This window comes from Cedecea sp. (genome assembly GCF_036500665.1).
Classification (GTDB): domain Bacteria; phylum Pseudomonadota; class Gammaproteobacteria; order Enterobacterales; family Enterobacteriaceae; genus Cedecea.
The window spans coordinates 16,155-30,452 of record NZ_DASYBS010000164.1; the positions used below are offsets into that span (position 1 = coordinate 16,155).

A 14,298-nucleotide genomic window follows, 5' to 3' on the forward strand; every position below is an offset into this window, starting at 1 on the left:
GGAGGGAGAGAGCCGGGGTGAGGGGCAAACGGAAGGCAAAAAAAAGCCCTCCGAAGAGGGCCTTAGACTGCTGAAAAGCCTCTGGCGAGAGAAGAAGTACCAGACGGCTTGTTAAAGAAAACAGGAAAATCAATTTATTGATTTTCGGCTGATAACCACAAAGAGGGAAAAACCACGTTTTTTCCCTCTTTGTCAGCAACCTCAAGCCCTCCGAAGAGGGCCGTTTTCATTACTTCAGCTCGTCAACCATGGTGATGGCGCGGCCAATGTAGTTGGCTGGCGTCATGGCCTTCAGGCGAGTTTTCTCTTCTTCCGGCAGCTCGAGACTGTCGATGAACTGCTTCATGCCTTCGGCGTCAACGCGTTTGCCGCGGGTCAGCTCTTTCAGCTTCTCGTACGGTTTTTCGATGCCGTAGCGACGCATCACGGTCTGGATAGGCTCAGCCAGCACTTCCCAGTTGTGATCCAGCTCGTCCAGCAGGCGGTCGCGGTTTACTTCCAGCTTGCTCACGCCCTTCAGGGTGGACTGGTAGGCAATCAGCGCGTAGCCGATACCCACGCCCAGGTTACGCAGCACGGTGGAGTCGGTCAGGTCGCGCTGCCAGCGGGACACCGGCAGTTTGCTCGCCAGGTGTTGCAGCAGGGCGTTAGACAGACCGAGGTTGCCTTCGGAGTTTTCGAAGTCAATCGGGTTCACCTTGTGCGGCATGGTGGAGGAGCCAATTTCACCGGCGACGGTCTTCTGCTTGAAGTGGTTAAGGGCCACGTAGCCCCACACGTCGCGGTCGAAGTCGATCAGGATGGTGTTGAAGCGCGCGATGCAGTCAAACAGCTCGGCGATATAGTCGTGCGGTTCGATCTGGGTGGTGTACGGGTTCCACTGAATGCCCAGGGACGTCACGAATTCTTCGCTGAACTGGTGCCAGTCCACTTCCGGGTAAGCGGCGATGTGGGCGTTATAGTTGCCGACCGCGCCGTTGATTTTACCGAGGATTTCAACGTTGCCGAGCTGGCGGAACTGGCGCTCCATGCGGTAAGCGACGTTCGCCATCTCTTTACCCATGGTGGACGGCGTCGCAGGCTGGCCGTGGGTACGGGACAGCAGCGGAATGTCGCGGTACTGGACGGCAAGATCTTTCACAGCAATGATGATTTTACGCCAGTACGGCAGCACGACTTCTTTGCGTGCGGTTTCCAGCATCAGCGCGTGGGACAGGTTGTTAATGTCTTCGGAAGTACAGGCGAAGTGAATAAACTCGGACACCGCGTGCAGGGCAGGGATCGCTTCCACTTTCTCTTTCAGGAAGTATTCCACCGCCTTCACGTCGTGGTTGGTGGTGCGCTCGATGGTTTTGATGCGCGCGGCGTCAGCCTCGCTGAACTCCGCCACGATTTTATCAAGGTAACCGTTTGCGTCCGCATCAAAAGCAGGAACTTCCTTGATCGCTGCGTGCGCGGCCAGCTTTTGCAGCCAACGTACTTCGACCTGTACGCGGAATTTCAGCAGACCGAATTCGCTGAAAATAGCGCGCAGAGCGCTGACTTTGTCGCCGTAGCGCCCGTCAACGGGGGAAACGGCGGTCAGTGAGGATAATTCCATAACAACTCCTGAGAGGTTAACAATGAGCGAGAATTTGTTTGGCCTGAGTGGTCAGGCGACTACGGGAAAACATTAACTGCAGGCGGCCACCGCCAACCTGGTGCCACAGCACGGCGGCACGAATACCGGCCAGCAGCGCGGCACGCACTTTGCTCTGCACCTGCGGGCTTTGCAGCACGGCAGGGGAGCCGGTGACCTGAATACGCGGGCCAAGCGGGCTGATGACATCGACGTAGATCCCGGCCATAGCGCTTAACAGCGTGTCGGACTCGAGATCGAAGTGTTCCAGCTGGCGCTGCAGGCCGCTAATTTTGTTGCCGAGCGTGTCCATCGCACCTTTGGCGGCGTGGAGTTTGCGCTCCAGCACCATCAGGCTAAGCGTATAGCGCGTCAGCTCGGCGTTCAGGCCCTGACGGCTGCTGGCGTTCAGCACGCCAAGCAGGGTTTCAAGCCCAAGCTTAAGATTAGCTTCGCTGCCGCCAAAAACGTCCAGGGTTGAGCCAGGATTCTGGTCAATCACGCTGTTGAGCGAGACGTGAAGCGCGTCGCTGTCGCAATGACCCTGATGGGCTAACTGCTGCACCAGACGGGCTGACTGGCAAATGCCGGCCAGCGCGAGAGTAATGTCGTAGTAGTTTTTAGCCACCGGGCTGCGTCCTTGTGTGTAATTAACTGACGAGCGGCAAACGCTGCTCAATAATGCCGCCGCCGAGGCACACTTCGCCGAGGTAGAACACCGCGGACTGGCCTGGGGTAACGGCAGCCACCGGCTCTTCAAAGCGCACTTCTATGCGCTCGTCGTCCAGCGGGGTAATCGTGCAGGGGATATCCGTCTGGCGGTAGCGGGTTTTCACCGTACAGCTCAGCGGCGCGGTTAGCGGCTCTCTGTCCACCCAATGCAGCTGTTGGGCAATCAGCCCAACGGACATCAGGCGCGGATGGTCATGGCCCTGTGCGACGATAAGAATATTGTTGGCGACGTCTTTATCCACCACGTACCACGGATCTTCAGACCCTTCTTTGGTGCCGCCGATGCCGAGGCCTTTACGCTGGCCGAGGGTGTGATACATCAGCCCCTGGTGCTCGCCTATGCTTTCGCCGTCTACGGTCAGAATTTTGCCAGGCTGTGCAGGCAGGTAGCGGCCCAGGAAGTCGCGGAACTTGCGTTCACCGATGAAACAGATGCCGGTGGAATCTTTTTTCTTCGCGGTGACCAGATCCAGCTCTTCGGCAATGCGGCGCACTTCTGGCTTGGATAGCTCGCCGACCGGGAACAGGCTTTGGGCGATCTGTTCGTGGCTCAGCGTATAAAGGAAGTAGCTCTGGTCTTTGTTGCCGTCCAGGCCGCGCAGCAGCTGGCTTTTACCGTTCACGTCAGCACGGCGCACGTAGTGGCCGGTGGCGATGTAGTCGGCACCTAAATCTTCGGCGGCGAATTCGAGGAAGGCTTTAAATTTGATCTCTTTGTTGCAGAGAATATCCGGGTTTGGCGTACGCCCGGCTTTGTACTCTTCGAGGAACAGTTCGAACACGTTGTCCCAGTACTCTGCGGCAAAGTTAACGGTGTGCAGTTCAATGCCCAGCTTGTCGCAAACGGCCTGCGCATCGGCTAAATCTTCCGCTGCGGTGCAGTACTCCTCGCCATCGTCTTCTTCCCAGTTCTTCATGAACAGGCCTTCCACCTTATAGCCCTGCTGCATCAGCAGGTAAGCGGAAACGGAGGAATCGACGCCGCCGGACATCCCGACGATCACTTTTTTCTGGCTGTTATCAGACATGGAGAGACTCACGACATTGAACTTCAAAGCGGCGTATTCTATCACGCAGCCTGCTACTTGACACCCTCTGTAAACGGCCAGTTAAAAGCCCCCAGCATCGACAGGGGATAACGCGGCTCCTGTTGGTAACAGCGAATGCTTTCCGCCACCAGGGGCGAGCGCAGATTGGATGCATTTATAATGGTTTCGGCATTGAGCCACAGGCAGCGGTCAATATCGCTGTCGTGCGGCGTGGTCGGCAGCTGTTTGTCCAGGTCGATAGCAAACAGAAAGCGCAGGAAAGGTGTGTTGTCCGGGGCGATCCACTGGTGCATGCGGATAAAACTTTGCGGCTCGGCGCTAATGCCGGTCTCTTCCCACAGCTCGCGCTTCGCGGCCTGAAGCAGCGTTTCGTCGGCTTCGAGGTGCCCGGCGGGCTGGTTCCAGAGCGCTTTACCCTGAATGGTTTCTTCGACGACTAAAAACTTGCCTTCGGCCTGGACAACGCAGGCCACGGTGACGTGCGGCTTAAACATCGCTTCTCCTTATAAGGGGGTTAACGGGACTTCGCGCCACTCGCCGTTGGCCAGGCCTTCCAGCGTGTAGTCGCCCATCGCATACCGGATCAGGCGCAGGGTAGGGTAGCCTACGTGCGCGGTCATGCGGCGAACCTGGCGGTTGCGGCCTTCGTAAAGCGTGATTTTCAGCCAGCTGGTGGGAATCGCCTTGCGTTCGCGAATCGGCGGGTTACGCGGCCACAGCCACTCGGGTTCGGCAACCCGTTCGGCACCTGCCGCAAGCGTGGGGCCGTCGTTCAGCGTTACGCCGCTACGCAGGGCTGCCAGCGCCTCTTCCGTTGGCTCGCCTTCAACCTGCACGTAATAAATTTTGCCGGTGCGTTTGCCGGGCTGGGTCAGTTTTGCCTGCAGCGCCCCGTCGTTGGTGAGCACCAGCAGCCCTTCGCTGTCCCGGTCGAGACGGCCCGCGGCGTAGATACCTTGTAAAGGAATGTAATCCTTCAGCGTGCTGCGCCCGGCTTCGTCGGTAAACTGCGGCAGCACATCGTACGGCTTATTGAAGATAACCAGCTTCTTTGGCCCGTCAGGCTTCTTGCGCCTGGCGGCTTGTTGGCTGCTGAATCGTTTAACTTGGTGATTCCTAAAAGAAGTTTTGTTCATAGTGTTTTCAGCGCGGGTGGATTGACGCATTATAACGGAAAACATGAGTGATTGGCGCGAGCCCGATATTGCAGTAGTATGAGCCCGCAAATTACAAATCATTAACAAAAAACCAGAAGCGCTCGAAGGAGAGGTGAATGGAAAGCAAAGTAGTCGTTCCGGCGGAAGGTAAAAAGATCACCCTGCAAAATGGCAAAATCAACGTTCCTCACAACCCGGTGATCCCATTCATTGAAGGGGACGGTATCGGTGTGGACGTGACCCCTGCCATGATTAAAGTGGTGGATGCTGCCGTGGCAAAAGCCTATAACGGCGAGCGGAAAATTTCCTGGATGGAAATCTACACCGGCGAAAAATCTACCCAAGTTTATGGCCAGGACGTCTGGCTGCCAGAAGAAACGCTGGACCTGATTCGCGACTATCGCGTGGCCATCAAAGGCCCACTGACGACCCCAGTCGGCGGCGGTATTCGCTCCCTGAACGTTGCCCTGCGTCAGCAGCTTGACCTGTACGTTTGCCTGCGCCCGGTACGTTATTACCAGGGCACCCCAAGCCCGGTTAAGCAGCCTGAGCTGACCGATATGGTTATCTTCCGTGAGAACTCCGAAGATATCTATGCGGGTATCGAGTGGAAAGCAGACAGCGCCGAAGCGGACAAAGTGATTAAGTTCCTGCGTGATGAAATGGGCGTGACGAAAATTCGTTTCCCTGAGCACTGCGGCATCGGCATCAAGCCTTGCTCCGAAGAAGGCACCAAACGCCTGGTGCGTGCGGCCATCGAATACGCAATCACCAACGACCGTGATTCCGTGACCCTGGTGCACAAAGGCAACATCATGAAGTTCACCGAAGGCGCGTTCAAAGACTGGGGCTACCAGCTGGCTCGCGAAGAGTTCGGCGGGGAGCTTATCGACGGCGGCCCGTGGGTGAAAATCAAGAACCCGAACACCGGCAAAGAGATCGTGGTGAAAGACGTGATCGCCGATGCGTTCTTGCAGCAAATCCTGCTGCGTCCTGCTGAATACGACGTTATCGCCTGTATGAACCTCAACGGGGACTACATTTCTGATGCCCTGGCGGCACAGGTTGGTGGCATCGGTATCGCACCGGGCGCAAACATCGGTGACGAGTGCGCGCTGTTCGAAGCCACGCACGGTACTGCACCTAAATATGCAGGCCAGGACAAAGTGAACCCAGGCTCCATCATCCTGTCCGCAGAGATGATGCTGCGTCATATGGAATGGTTCGAAGCGGCTGACCTGATCGTTAAAGGCATGGAAGGCGCTATCGATGCTAAGACCGTAACTTATGACTTCGAACGTCTGATGGATGGCGCTAAGCTGCTGAAATGCTCAGAGTTTGGCGACGCTATCATTAAACACATGTAATCAGCGCCGCTGGTGATGTGACAACGGGAGCCTTAGGGTTCCCGTTTTTATTATTAGTTTTCGAACGGTTATCAAAATAAGTTATCAAAACCCCTAACCTAAAAGCCCCATAACTGCCCGCATTGAATCCTCCATACTCACTGCACATACGGTCTGCGTTGTGCCAGCAGCGGAAGTGGATAACACCAATAATATTATAAGCAGCTCAGCAGTGTAGGTTGCGTGCCATTCATTCTTGAGTACGACCAGCAGTATGCACAATGACGTAACAGGAAGCTTTTGTCTGCAAATTGCTCATGCAGTATTTTCCGTTGGAAAACTTCAGGGTTCTTAATCTCATCCTTCCCTATTCCTATTTCAGTTGTTCCTGTCGTCCCCTATTTTTGCAGAGATAAAAGGGAATATTTACATTTAGTTATATTTAGGAATGGATTATGAAGAAGTGTAACAAATTTACCCTGCTTGCCCTTGCGGTTGCTGCATCCTTTCAGGTCTCGCACGCCACTGACAGGGATATTCCAAATGCATTACCATCACTCCCCAACGCATCTGCTCATGCTACGCAAGTTGTTGAAACAGGTACTTTCCTGACACTGCCAGTGCCGGCAGGCAATGCACGAAGCGTGCAAAAACTTTCTGTGAGCTCGGGCGGCCTCTCTACTCACCTACAACAGGCGGACCATTACAGGGATGCAGTGGTTTATACAGGTCAGATGCCTTCGCTGACCAAGTCTTCAAACGATCGCGATGACCTCATTCTTGTATTACGAGGCGATAACCGTTTCCTGGCTCTATATCCTAACCTGCACCAGCTGGTTTACGGTGATGCCACAGGTGAGCAGACGCGGGTGACTTTTAGCAAACCGACTTTTAAAGAGACGGATTACCTGATGCCTACTCTGAAGGAAATGGCGCAGCAGCAACTCACTCGGGAAGGTGCCAGCACCTACCAGGCTGACAGGGATGCGCAAGGTAATATCGTCATTGATATTCTGGCCGGATTCTCAAAAGCGGCGGCAAAAACCATTGTCGATCACGAAGCTTTCGCGATTGCACAGGTGACCACGATTAACCAGGCACTAAAAAATTCCAGAGTAGAAAAGGTGAGGGTGAGACTGGTTGGCACCCAAATTATAGACCAGGATCGTGCTATTACAACGGATACGCTGTCGAGCCTTAGCACTCTCTTTCAGTCAGGGATCAAGCAATATAGCCCTGATTTGATTGCCGGTTTTTTTGAAGGTAATGGCAATGATACGGCGATTGGTTGGGGATATGTCAATGGTCGTTATACCGTCAATGCCCTTTACGCCTCAACCTCCCTGAGACATGAGGTAGGGCACAATGTTGGTGGCGGACACTGCTCTCCTGGTAATGATGATGCTTATGGGTGGGATAACGGCAAAACCAAAACTATCCAGTGTGGTAATGATATCGGATATTACTCCAACCCTGACCTGCATGATAATTACGGATTAGCCATCGGCAAGCAGGGGCAGGCCAATATGGCACGGGTATGGCGTGCCAATGCGGAAAAAATATCTGCCTACAATCCTGCTGTCGTCCCGTTTGAACACGAAGATGCCCATCTTCTCAAACAGCAGGCGGTGTCGCTCAGTTCAGCGAATGGCTATCTACAGCGCATTGAACTGGATGTGCCTAAAAATACACGCCGTTTAGTCGTCAGCGCTGTGCCTGGAGCAAATCATGAAGAATCCAGCAAGTTTTCCCTGTATATCAGCGAAGGGAACTGGCCGTCACAGAATGATTATGACTTTGCAAGCCGTGAACACTGGAATACCTTCCTGGGGGTGGCGACACCTGCTGCAGGCAAGTGGCATCTGGCAGTTGCCTCAAAAAATACAGCCATAAAGGACATTGTTATCCGTGTGCAGGCCTTTACAACGGAAGGTGGGGATATTCCGGGTGATGAGTGGCCGACCTCGCTGCAAAACTCGGGGGCTGAAAACGGGAACCTGAGCGGGTGGCACCTTGAGACTGGGCAGTTCCGCGTGGTTACGAGCCAGGATGGTATTACACCATCTGGTGGAAAGTATTTCTTTACCGCACGCAGCAATGATAGTGCCGCCAATCAAGCCGAACGGGACCAGATGAGTCAAACCATTGCCCTGGATAGCGCCATCGTTTCTAAAGGAAAAACCACCGCTGCATTACGGTTTATGAGTAATGGCTGGGGGGATGGGGACACGGGAACCGTGACACTGCTTGCCAGGGATGCAAAAGGAAAATTACTGAAAACGTCTCAAACCCAGACAAAGGGAGAGTACAAGCGCTGGTTAAACAATCAGCTTTCCCTTGCGCTGCCAGCAGAGGCTGCCCTGCTGGAGCTTCAGGTTCAGGCGACGAAGAAAGCAGGGAGCACTTCTGATGTTCATTTTGATGATTTTGAATTAACGCTTGGTGAGCAGGATGTTCCCGTACCACCGGACAATCTCCCACCGGTCGCAAAAGCCAGCGCTTCGCCTGCCGAACTCACCGGTGCTGGAACTGTGATCCTGTCCGGTGCAGGGAGCTATGACCCGGATAAAGATGCGTTGAGCTATCAATGGCAGCAAACTGCAGGCCCGGTGGTGACACTTAAAAATCCTGGCACCCTGACTGCCTCAGTGAGTCTGCCGGATGTGAAAAATCAAACCAGTTACCGCTTCAAACTGACGGTGACCGATACACACGGTGCGCAGAGCAGCCAGGAAACCAGCATATTACAAAGGGTTAAGCCAACAGGCGGAGCACCAGAGTGGAGCAGCACGAAAACGTATGCCGCCGCCTGTGAAAAAGTCTCCTGGCAGGGGAAAGAATGGCTCAATGGATGGTGGATACAGGGAACTGCACCGGGTTCGGATGGTCTCTGGGGAGTCTGGCGCCCTGTAGGGGCTAGCAATATGCACGATAAATGTAAGTAAACGACGAATGCCCAGTGAGTGTCTGGAATGGATCAAACCGCACATCGCTGGGCTATCCAGAATGATTAAGTCACAAAATCCCTGTTTTTTCCCTCTAAGATTAAATAGCGATCACCTAACATCTTGATTTTTATGTGAGCAAAGTCCGTGTACTGGCATTGATTATTTTTATTTACTACTGATTTTTAAATGATTGAGTTCGGTGGTGGAAATCAAAGACAAACCTGCTTATTCAACAATTCCGCCGCCATCGCTTTCAGGCGATAAACTCACATCCACCAGAATATTCTTACTCAGTGGTTATGTTTCCTCACATGTGAAAATCAGTTATCAAAACCTGTTTCCAAAAGAATCCTTAGCCGTTATTACTCTTGCCCGGTCAAATACCCTTTATTTTCAACGTGACCAACCTGCCTGGCGCAAGAAACGAACATTGCTTGCTTCCACGGGCCGATTTCAGACGGGAAGAGGGCAAGTTGTGCTATAATAAAACCCATGTCGCTGGAATCCACAAAGCAACCTCTAAATATCCTGAGGTTTATCTCCGTTTAAGATAGGCGTGATTCATGGGAATATGCCCAAAGGATTGCTTATGAACGGATTAAAACACTCACGCTATATATCATGTTTCTTGCAGTGGACCAGTAGTGCCGGATTGTTTATGCTCGCAATAATATTAATTATCTTCCTTGGTAAAGAGATTTTTATTTTATCGGTGCTACTTTTCAGTAAAGCTAATATTGTGACCACACATTCTTTGCTTGAAGGGATTGTTACTTATTTTCTTTATTTTGAATTCATTGCACTGATTATTATGTATTTTAAATCTCGCTACGAATTCCCGCTGCAATACTTTATACACATCGGCATCACTGCGCTTATCAGGTTGATCATCATTGAGCATAAAGGTCCGGCTGAAGTACTTGCTTATGCTGGTTCAATACTTCTAATGGTTATCGCGCTGTATATCGCATCCTTTAGAGTCCGTGACAGCTAAGGGCACTGAGTTTTAGCTGCTTAGTTCGAGACTTTTCTGAATGCCAGGTTGTTTACATCACTAATTTCGCTTGTGTACTATGCCGCTGTTGTTTCAAACGCAACCAGAATTATCAACCGCCACTAGCTCATCAGGAAGAGCGACAACCGTTATGTTGTAGTACGAGGTTCGAGGCCCCGGTGGCGGTCCAGTTAAAGCCGACTTAGCTCAGTAGGTTGAGCAACTGACTTGTAATCAGTAGGTCACCAGTTCGATTCCGGTAGTCGGCACCAGGCAAGTGTAGACCTTCATCATGTTGGCCTACCGACGCGATAGTCCGGGCGCGAAGGACTTAAAACGTATACGCAGCCTGCGGGAGCCAGACCCGCGCCTTCGCGGCCATCGTATAATGGCTATTACCTCAGCCTTCCAAGCTGATGATGTGGGTTCGATTCCCACTGGCCGCTCCAGATAACGCTTTTCAGTCTGCGAAGATGGGGTACCACGGAGCGACTGGAAAGCACACCGAATACCACGAAAACCCGCACTGTGCGGGTTTTACTATTTAGTGGCTCAAGCCTCCTGCGCAGGTAATGAAACCGGCACAGGACTCACTGACGTCGCTGAACGGGATTATTTCCGTTTTCGGGAACGAACCGACATTAGCACAAAACGGGGCTGTACATCTTTCACTCGTGAACAAGGTGTTTTTTAGCGCTTTTCGTCAGTATCAATACACTTAACATCAGGATGCCGTTCGCTTGCCGCCTCATGGTAAATATCCCCGAGCCAGCCGGGAAGTTCTTCTTCTGCCAACCATGGTGGGATGAGCACATCATAAATCCGGGAATATTTCCCCTCATTAGGATCAACGCGATAGAGTAGCCATTGTTCACCGACCCTCCTTACGCCTACCCGGCGGCCGAAAACATCGAATTGCAGCATATTTTCTCCTGCGTAGTCTCCCCTTATTTATTAATGATAAGCGCTTCCGGCAGCATCGACGAGTGATTATTCGACAGGCATTATCCTGGCTGTAAAATTTAGACATAAAAAAGTCCGCTAAATGTTGAGGCGTTGTTTCAATCAGTTATTTGCCGTCCTGTAGAAAGAGAAGGCGAGAGATAAACGATCTCAGTATTGTCCTGGAATCTGTGTGCCAGGCTAAAAGGCAGGGAATTTTATTTATGGAGTGGCTATGGATATGGATAAAGGCGCCTTCGAGGAATTTAATCCCGAAATGCTGCAGGTAATTGGTACGGCAGTGGTGCAGTTGCTTGTGGGGCAAGCGTCGCTATCGCGTGAGTCGATAGCCGATATGGTAAAGGTTCTGTACGCCAATGGTCTGGATGATATGGCGGTGCAGAGGGCGGTAGATGTCCTGATTCTGGGGTAACCTGCGGCAGGAAACATCACGCTATTTATCGCTAATTCAGCCGAAAATAATCAGTTTTAAACTGATTGTCGTCACTGGACAGGATGATGTTAAAATCGCAGATGATTATCATTATCATAAAAAGGAGTATTTATGAGTAAGACGCTCATCATCTGCGCAGTATTGTTTGCCACCCACGTTTATGCCGCGAATAAACCTGCATCGGAGCTGGTCTGGAGTGAGGCGGAAGAGGAGCCAGGCTGCCACGGGAACGTGTGCCTGAGCAATGAAGAGAAGAAACCGCAAAATATGTACGGCAAGCTTGATAAAGGTGACCAAAAGCTGCTGTCCGATCCTTATTCAAAGTACGATCGCGATGGTGGCAGCGGTACGGCTCGTGCCGGTGTTACATTCAAGTGGGATGAATAAACTAAAGGCGCTGAAACGCGCCTTTTTTCGTTCATTTTCCCGTTTATTCAGTCAAAGGGATTTTTATGCTGTCGTAAATATTCTACGCCAAATTCATGAGAGGTAAAATCATTGATATGGCCGACGTCGCGATAGACAGGAACGCCATTAATGTCAGTTTTACATATATTCTCCGAACACTGAACGTCTTTCGGATCAATAATAATGAGTGTCGGGTACGCTTTCTGTAGTTGGTTAAATAGCTGTGGAAACCACTCGCTGGTATCACCTGACCATGTATTAGCGTTACAACTGTTAGAGATATAATTTTTTCTGAACTTCACACCGTCATAAAAGCAGCGCATGAAGTTTTCCGGCATAGTGTAAATCTGCTTGATGACCACCGGCCGTGCACCAGACTGGATAATAATCTCCAAAGCTTGCTTCATTGCCGCTTCAATACGTTGATGTGACAATTCCAGCGAACGGGGATCGTCAGGATGGTTGACGATGTTGTCACCAGCGTAGTTACTCCAGACTTCACCCATAATCACATAATCGAAGTGTCCTTGCCGGATGTTTTCGTAGTACTTTTCACTATCATCATGGCATTTTTGATAAACGGTATTTTTAAAGTACCACCAGTCAAACAGGTAGACGCCTGGTAACGTTAAGCAGGAGGAGGTGGCCTGCGCTAAAACTGACATATGAGCATCTTTACCCAGTACATCAAAGAAGCTCCAGAAATGATTTGAATGTGAGTCACCAATCAGCAATGCCTTTTTAGCGGCATTTACGTCACCGATCGTACAGTCCTTATTCTCAAGTTCGCTGCTGCCATCAATGCAGTATTTTCTGTCACGAGACTCGTTTTGCTTGAGGGCGAATGCAACCTGCTGAAATTGAGATCCAAAACGCCAGCTGAAACCATCCTGTTTTTCGGAAATAGCGCTGATCACTATGAAAAAGAGTGCGGGGAGCAATGCCAGGTAAATAAAGGATTTTAACAGTGGGATACGTTTCTTTCTGAACGGTTTTTCGATGAACCGGTAAGAAAGCCACGCCAGGGAAAAAGTGAGCGCGAAACAGACAGTAGTAAATACCCCATTTTCTTCAAAGCCCAGATACCTCCCTGTTGCAAAAATCGGCCAGTGCCATAAATACAGAGAGTAAGAAATCGTGCCGATGAAGACCAGAGGAGGTATTGAGAGAGCACGAGTGACAATCCCGCCAGGCACTGAGCCAACGAAAATAAGTGCAGCCGAGGCTGTGGCAACAATAACGGCATGAAAATCAGGATAACCGAGGACAATATTTGTTCTGGTGGCACAGTAGAATAGGGCTGCCAGGGCTGCGAGCCCAATACCTGTGGCCAGGGAATCGCTGGGTTTCAGATTTTCGCATTTTAGCATGACCAGGCTGCTGCCAAACAAAAACTCAAATACCCGGGAGCTTAAAAAATAGTAGCTTTTATCCGGAAATGCCTGTGACAGATACAGAGATAAAGCGACCATGGCCAGCGTGGCAGAAATGGCAACAGGGCTGAGCCAGCGAGAGGGAAGATACTTATGGATGAGTATCATTGCCGCAGGCAGGACTAAATACCATTGCCATTCAATTGACAGCGACCATGTATGGAGTAACAGCAGGAATGCTGTGTCTGGCGCGGCGTAAGCCGTTGTTGCTCGCGAAAAATACTGATTTGAGGTAAACAGTGTTGTGTACTTGGCCTCGCGTAAATAGTGGGTGAAATCTTCCGGAAGGTAAAAAATTGTCGCAAATATCAGACTAAAAAAGATCGCAGCAATCAGAGCGGGTTGCAGACGCCAAAGCCGCCGAACATAAAAATCGGTGACAGAAAGTTTGTTATTATTTAATGCAGTAGCAATGATCGACGTGATAAGAAAGCCTGAGATAACGAAGAAAATATCTACCCCAATAAATCCTGATGGAAAAAGGTTTAGCCCTCCGTGAAAAATCAGCACAAACAGAACCGCAATGGCTCTCAATCCATCAATGTCTGAACGGTAACGCATCAAGCCGCCTCTAAAACTATTTAGTGAAAACCTCATCTGAGGTTTCTTGTCATTGTTGTGACAATATTTTATCTATTGAAAACCTTTAAAGAAAGCAAATCTGCTGCAAGGGGTTAAACGTACCCAAAGCTGAATTTTTCCGTCAATCTGTGAGACATCCACGGCAAATGCTGGAGAGGGAGAAATGTGGCCGCAGTCACCATAATCAGCGGTGAAAATCTCATCGATATCATCCTGGTTTATTATCAATCTGAGTAACAACAAAGGCGCTTATTGACCAGTGGGTTATAAATTTTGACTATAAATGCTACTGTAAGATCAAACAGATAAGCCGGGGGCGAGATGGATAAAAAAGCAAAAGACGATGAACTGTATCAGGAGATGTGCCGCGTAGTGGGTAAGGTGGTGCTGGAGATGCGGGATCTAGGGCAGGAGCCCAAACATATCGTGATTGCCGGCGTGGTCAGAACCATGCTGGCGAATCATAAAATCAAACGTTCCCCGCTGACTGACGAAGGAGTTATGCTCATTTCTGGTGTACGGGGATTTGAAGAGGGTGGCGTATCCTGCTGATTGATTTCGTGACAGATTTCAACAACAGAGAGGTGATACGCCATGAGTAAGTCTATCCTGAAGGCTCTGCCTGAGCCAGATAC

The 14,298-nt window shown here is 50.9% G+C and carries 14 protein-coding genes, 2 tRNA genes and 1 pseudogene; 10 read left to right on the top strand and 7 right to left on the bottom strand.

Features of this window, described 5'->3' with window-relative positions:
• Positions 1 to 229: 229 nt before the first annotated feature.
• From purB to rluE, 5 genes are read right to left on the bottom strand one after another with little or no spacing between them, the layout of a single operon-like run.
• Complete coding sequence (gene purB / locus VGM55_RS25540) at positions 230 to 1,600, bottom strand: adenylosuccinate lyase (RefSeq protein WP_331637127.1); 1,371 nt, start codon at positions 1,598 to 1,600, stop codon at positions 230 to 232.
• 16 nt (positions 1,601 to 1,616) lie between these two features.
• The gene (gene hflD / locus VGM55_RS25545; protein WP_331637128.1) at positions 1,617 to 2,246 is read right to left on the bottom strand and encodes a high frequency lysogenization protein HflD; all 630 of its coding nucleotides are present in this window, start codon (positions 2,244 to 2,246) and stop codon (positions 1,617 to 1,619) included.
• 22 nt (positions 2,247 to 2,268) lie between these two features.
• Complete coding sequence (gene mnmA / locus VGM55_RS25550; RefSeq protein WP_331637129.1) at positions 2,269 to 3,378, bottom strand: tRNA 2-thiouridine(34) synthase MnmA; 1,110 nt, start codon at positions 3,376 to 3,378, stop codon at positions 2,269 to 2,271.
• Positions 3,379 to 3,431: 53 nt separating this feature from the next.
• Complete coding sequence (locus VGM55_RS25555; protein ID WP_331637130.1) at positions 3,432 to 3,893, bottom strand: NUDIX hydrolase; 462 nt, start codon at positions 3,891 to 3,893, stop codon at positions 3,432 to 3,434.
• Between the two features lie 9 nt (positions 3,894 to 3,902).
• Positions 3,903 to 4,565 carry a 23S rRNA pseudouridine(2457) synthase RluE gene (gene rluE, locus VGM55_RS25560; RefSeq protein WP_331637131.1) on the bottom strand — a complete coding sequence of 221 codons (663 nt, stop codon included), beginning with the start codon at positions 4,563 to 4,565 and terminating at the stop codon, positions 3,903 to 3,905.
• A gap of 107 nt (positions 4,566 to 4,672) precedes the next feature.
• Between rluE and icd the strand changes: the two genes are divergently transcribed.
• The 7 genes and pseudogenes from icd to VGM55_RS27555 all read left to right on the top strand — a co-directional run.
• Positions 4,673 to 5,923, top strand: a complete 1,251-nt coding sequence (gene icd, locus VGM55_RS25565; RefSeq protein WP_038473518.1) for an NADP-dependent isocitrate dehydrogenase — start codon at positions 4,673 to 4,675, stop codon at positions 5,921 to 5,923.
• 434 nt (positions 5,924 to 6,357) lie between these two features.
• A complete protein-coding gene (locus VGM55_RS25570) occupies positions 6,358 to 8,847 on the top strand; it encodes a PKD domain-containing protein (RefSeq protein WP_154187610.1) in 2,490 nt (829 codons plus the stop codon).
• Between the two features lie 205 nt (positions 8,848 to 9,052).
• The gene (locus tag VGM55_RS25575; RefSeq protein ID WP_154187609.1) at positions 9,053 to 9,334 is read left to right on the top strand and encodes a hypothetical protein; all 282 of its coding nucleotides are present in this window, start codon (positions 9,053 to 9,055) and stop codon (positions 9,332 to 9,334) included.
• 105 nt (positions 9,335 to 9,439) lie between these two features.
• Positions 9,440 to 9,844 (top strand): phosphate-starvation-inducible protein PsiE, encoded by a 405-nt coding sequence (locus VGM55_RS25580; protein ID WP_154187608.1) that lies wholly within the window; start codon positions 9,440 to 9,442, stop codon positions 9,842 to 9,844.
• Between the two features lie 196 nt (positions 9,845 to 10,040).
• Positions 10,041 to 10,116: transfer RNA gene (locus VGM55_RS25585), tRNA-Thr, on the top strand.
• Positions 10,117 to 10,218: 102 nt separating this feature from the next.
• Positions 10,219 to 10,293 (top strand) — tRNA-Gly (locus VGM55_RS25590).
• Positions 10,294 to 10,407: 114 nt separating this feature from the next.
• Positions 10,408 to 10,566: pseudogene (locus VGM55_RS27555) on the top strand (hypothetical protein); the annotation flags it as partial.
• Here VGM55_RS27555 and VGM55_RS25595 read toward each other — a convergent pair.
• Positions 10,535 to 10,768 carry a DUF7661 family protein gene (locus tag VGM55_RS25595; RefSeq protein WP_154187606.1) on the bottom strand — a complete coding sequence of 78 codons (234 nt, stop codon included), beginning with the start codon at positions 10,766 to 10,768 and terminating at the stop codon, positions 10,535 to 10,537. The pseudogene VGM55_RS27555 and the gene VGM55_RS25595 sit on opposite strands and share 32 nt — an antisense overlap.
• A 253-nt stretch (positions 10,769 to 11,021) precedes the next feature.
• Here VGM55_RS25595 and VGM55_RS25600 point away from each other — a divergent pair, with 253 nt between their 5' ends.
• Positions 11,022 to 11,219 (top strand): hypothetical protein, encoded by a 198-nt coding sequence (locus VGM55_RS25600; protein WP_331637132.1) that lies wholly within the window; start codon positions 11,022 to 11,024, stop codon positions 11,217 to 11,219.
• Positions 11,220 to 11,351: 132 nt separating this feature from the next.
• A complete protein-coding gene (locus tag VGM55_RS25605) occupies positions 11,352 to 11,627 on the top strand; it encodes a hypothetical protein (protein ID WP_154187604.1) in 276 nt (91 codons plus the stop codon).
• 47 nt (positions 11,628 to 11,674) lie between these two features.
• On the opposite strand, the gene VGM55_RS25610 is transcribed toward VGM55_RS25605, so the two are convergent.
• Positions 11,675 to 13,642, bottom strand: a complete 1,968-nt coding sequence (locus VGM55_RS25610) for an acyltransferase family protein (protein ID WP_331637133.1) — start codon at positions 13,640 to 13,642, stop codon at positions 11,675 to 11,677.
• A gap of 342 nt (positions 13,643 to 13,984) precedes the next feature.
• Between VGM55_RS25610 and fumD the strand changes: the two genes are divergently transcribed.
• Positions 13,985 to 14,215, top strand: a complete 231-nt coding sequence (gene fumD / locus VGM55_RS25615) for a fumarate hydratase FumD (RefSeq protein WP_331637134.1) — start codon at positions 13,985 to 13,987, stop codon at positions 14,213 to 14,215.
• Positions 14,216 to 14,298: the final 83 nt, after the last annotated feature.

Bases quoted from the DNA above. Each gene is read 5' to 3' on its own strand.
- VGM55_RS25570 (WP_154187610.1), top strand. From the start codon at position 6,358: ATGAAGAAGTGTAACAAATTTACCCTGCTTGCCCTTGCGGTTGCTGCA.
- VGM55_RS25555 (WP_331637130.1), bottom strand. From the start codon at position 3,893: ATGTTTAAGCCGCACGTCACCGTGGCCTGCGTTGTCCAGGCCGAAGGC.
- VGM55_RS25605 (WP_154187604.1), top strand. From the start codon at position 11,352: ATGAGTAAGACGCTCATCATCTGCGCAGTATTGTTTGCCACCCACGTT.
- fumD (WP_331637134.1), top strand. From the start codon at position 13,985: ATGGATAAAAAAGCAAAAGACGATGAACTGTATCAGGAGATGTGCCGC.
- VGM55_RS25610 (WP_331637133.1), bottom strand. From the start codon at position 13,642: ATGCGTTACCGTTCAGACATTGATGGATTGAGAGCCATTGCGGTTCTG.
- VGM55_RS25595 (WP_154187606.1), bottom strand. From the start codon at position 10,768: ATGCTGCAATTCGATGTTTTCGGCCGCCGGGTAGGCGTAAGGAGGGTC.
- icd (WP_038473518.1), top strand. From the start codon at position 4,673: ATGGAAAGCAAAGTAGTCGTTCCGGCGGAAGGTAAAAAGATCACCCTG.
- VGM55_RS25600 (WP_331637132.1), top strand. From the start codon at position 11,022: ATGGATATGGATAAAGGCGCCTTCGAGGAATTTAATCCCGAAATGCTG.
- purB (WP_331637127.1), bottom strand. From the start codon at position 1,600: ATGGAATTATCCTCACTGACCGCCGTTTCCCCCGTTGACGGGCGCTAC.
- VGM55_RS25580 (WP_154187608.1), top strand. From the start codon at position 9,440: ATGAACGGATTAAAACACTCACGCTATATATCATGTTTCTTGCAGTGG.
- mnmA (WP_331637129.1), bottom strand. From the start codon at position 3,378: ATGTCTGATAACAGCCAGAAAAAAGTGATCGTCGGGATGTCCGGCGGC.
- rluE (WP_331637131.1), bottom strand. From the start codon at position 4,565: ATGCGTCAATCCACCCGCGCTGAAAACACTATGAACAAAACTTCTTTT.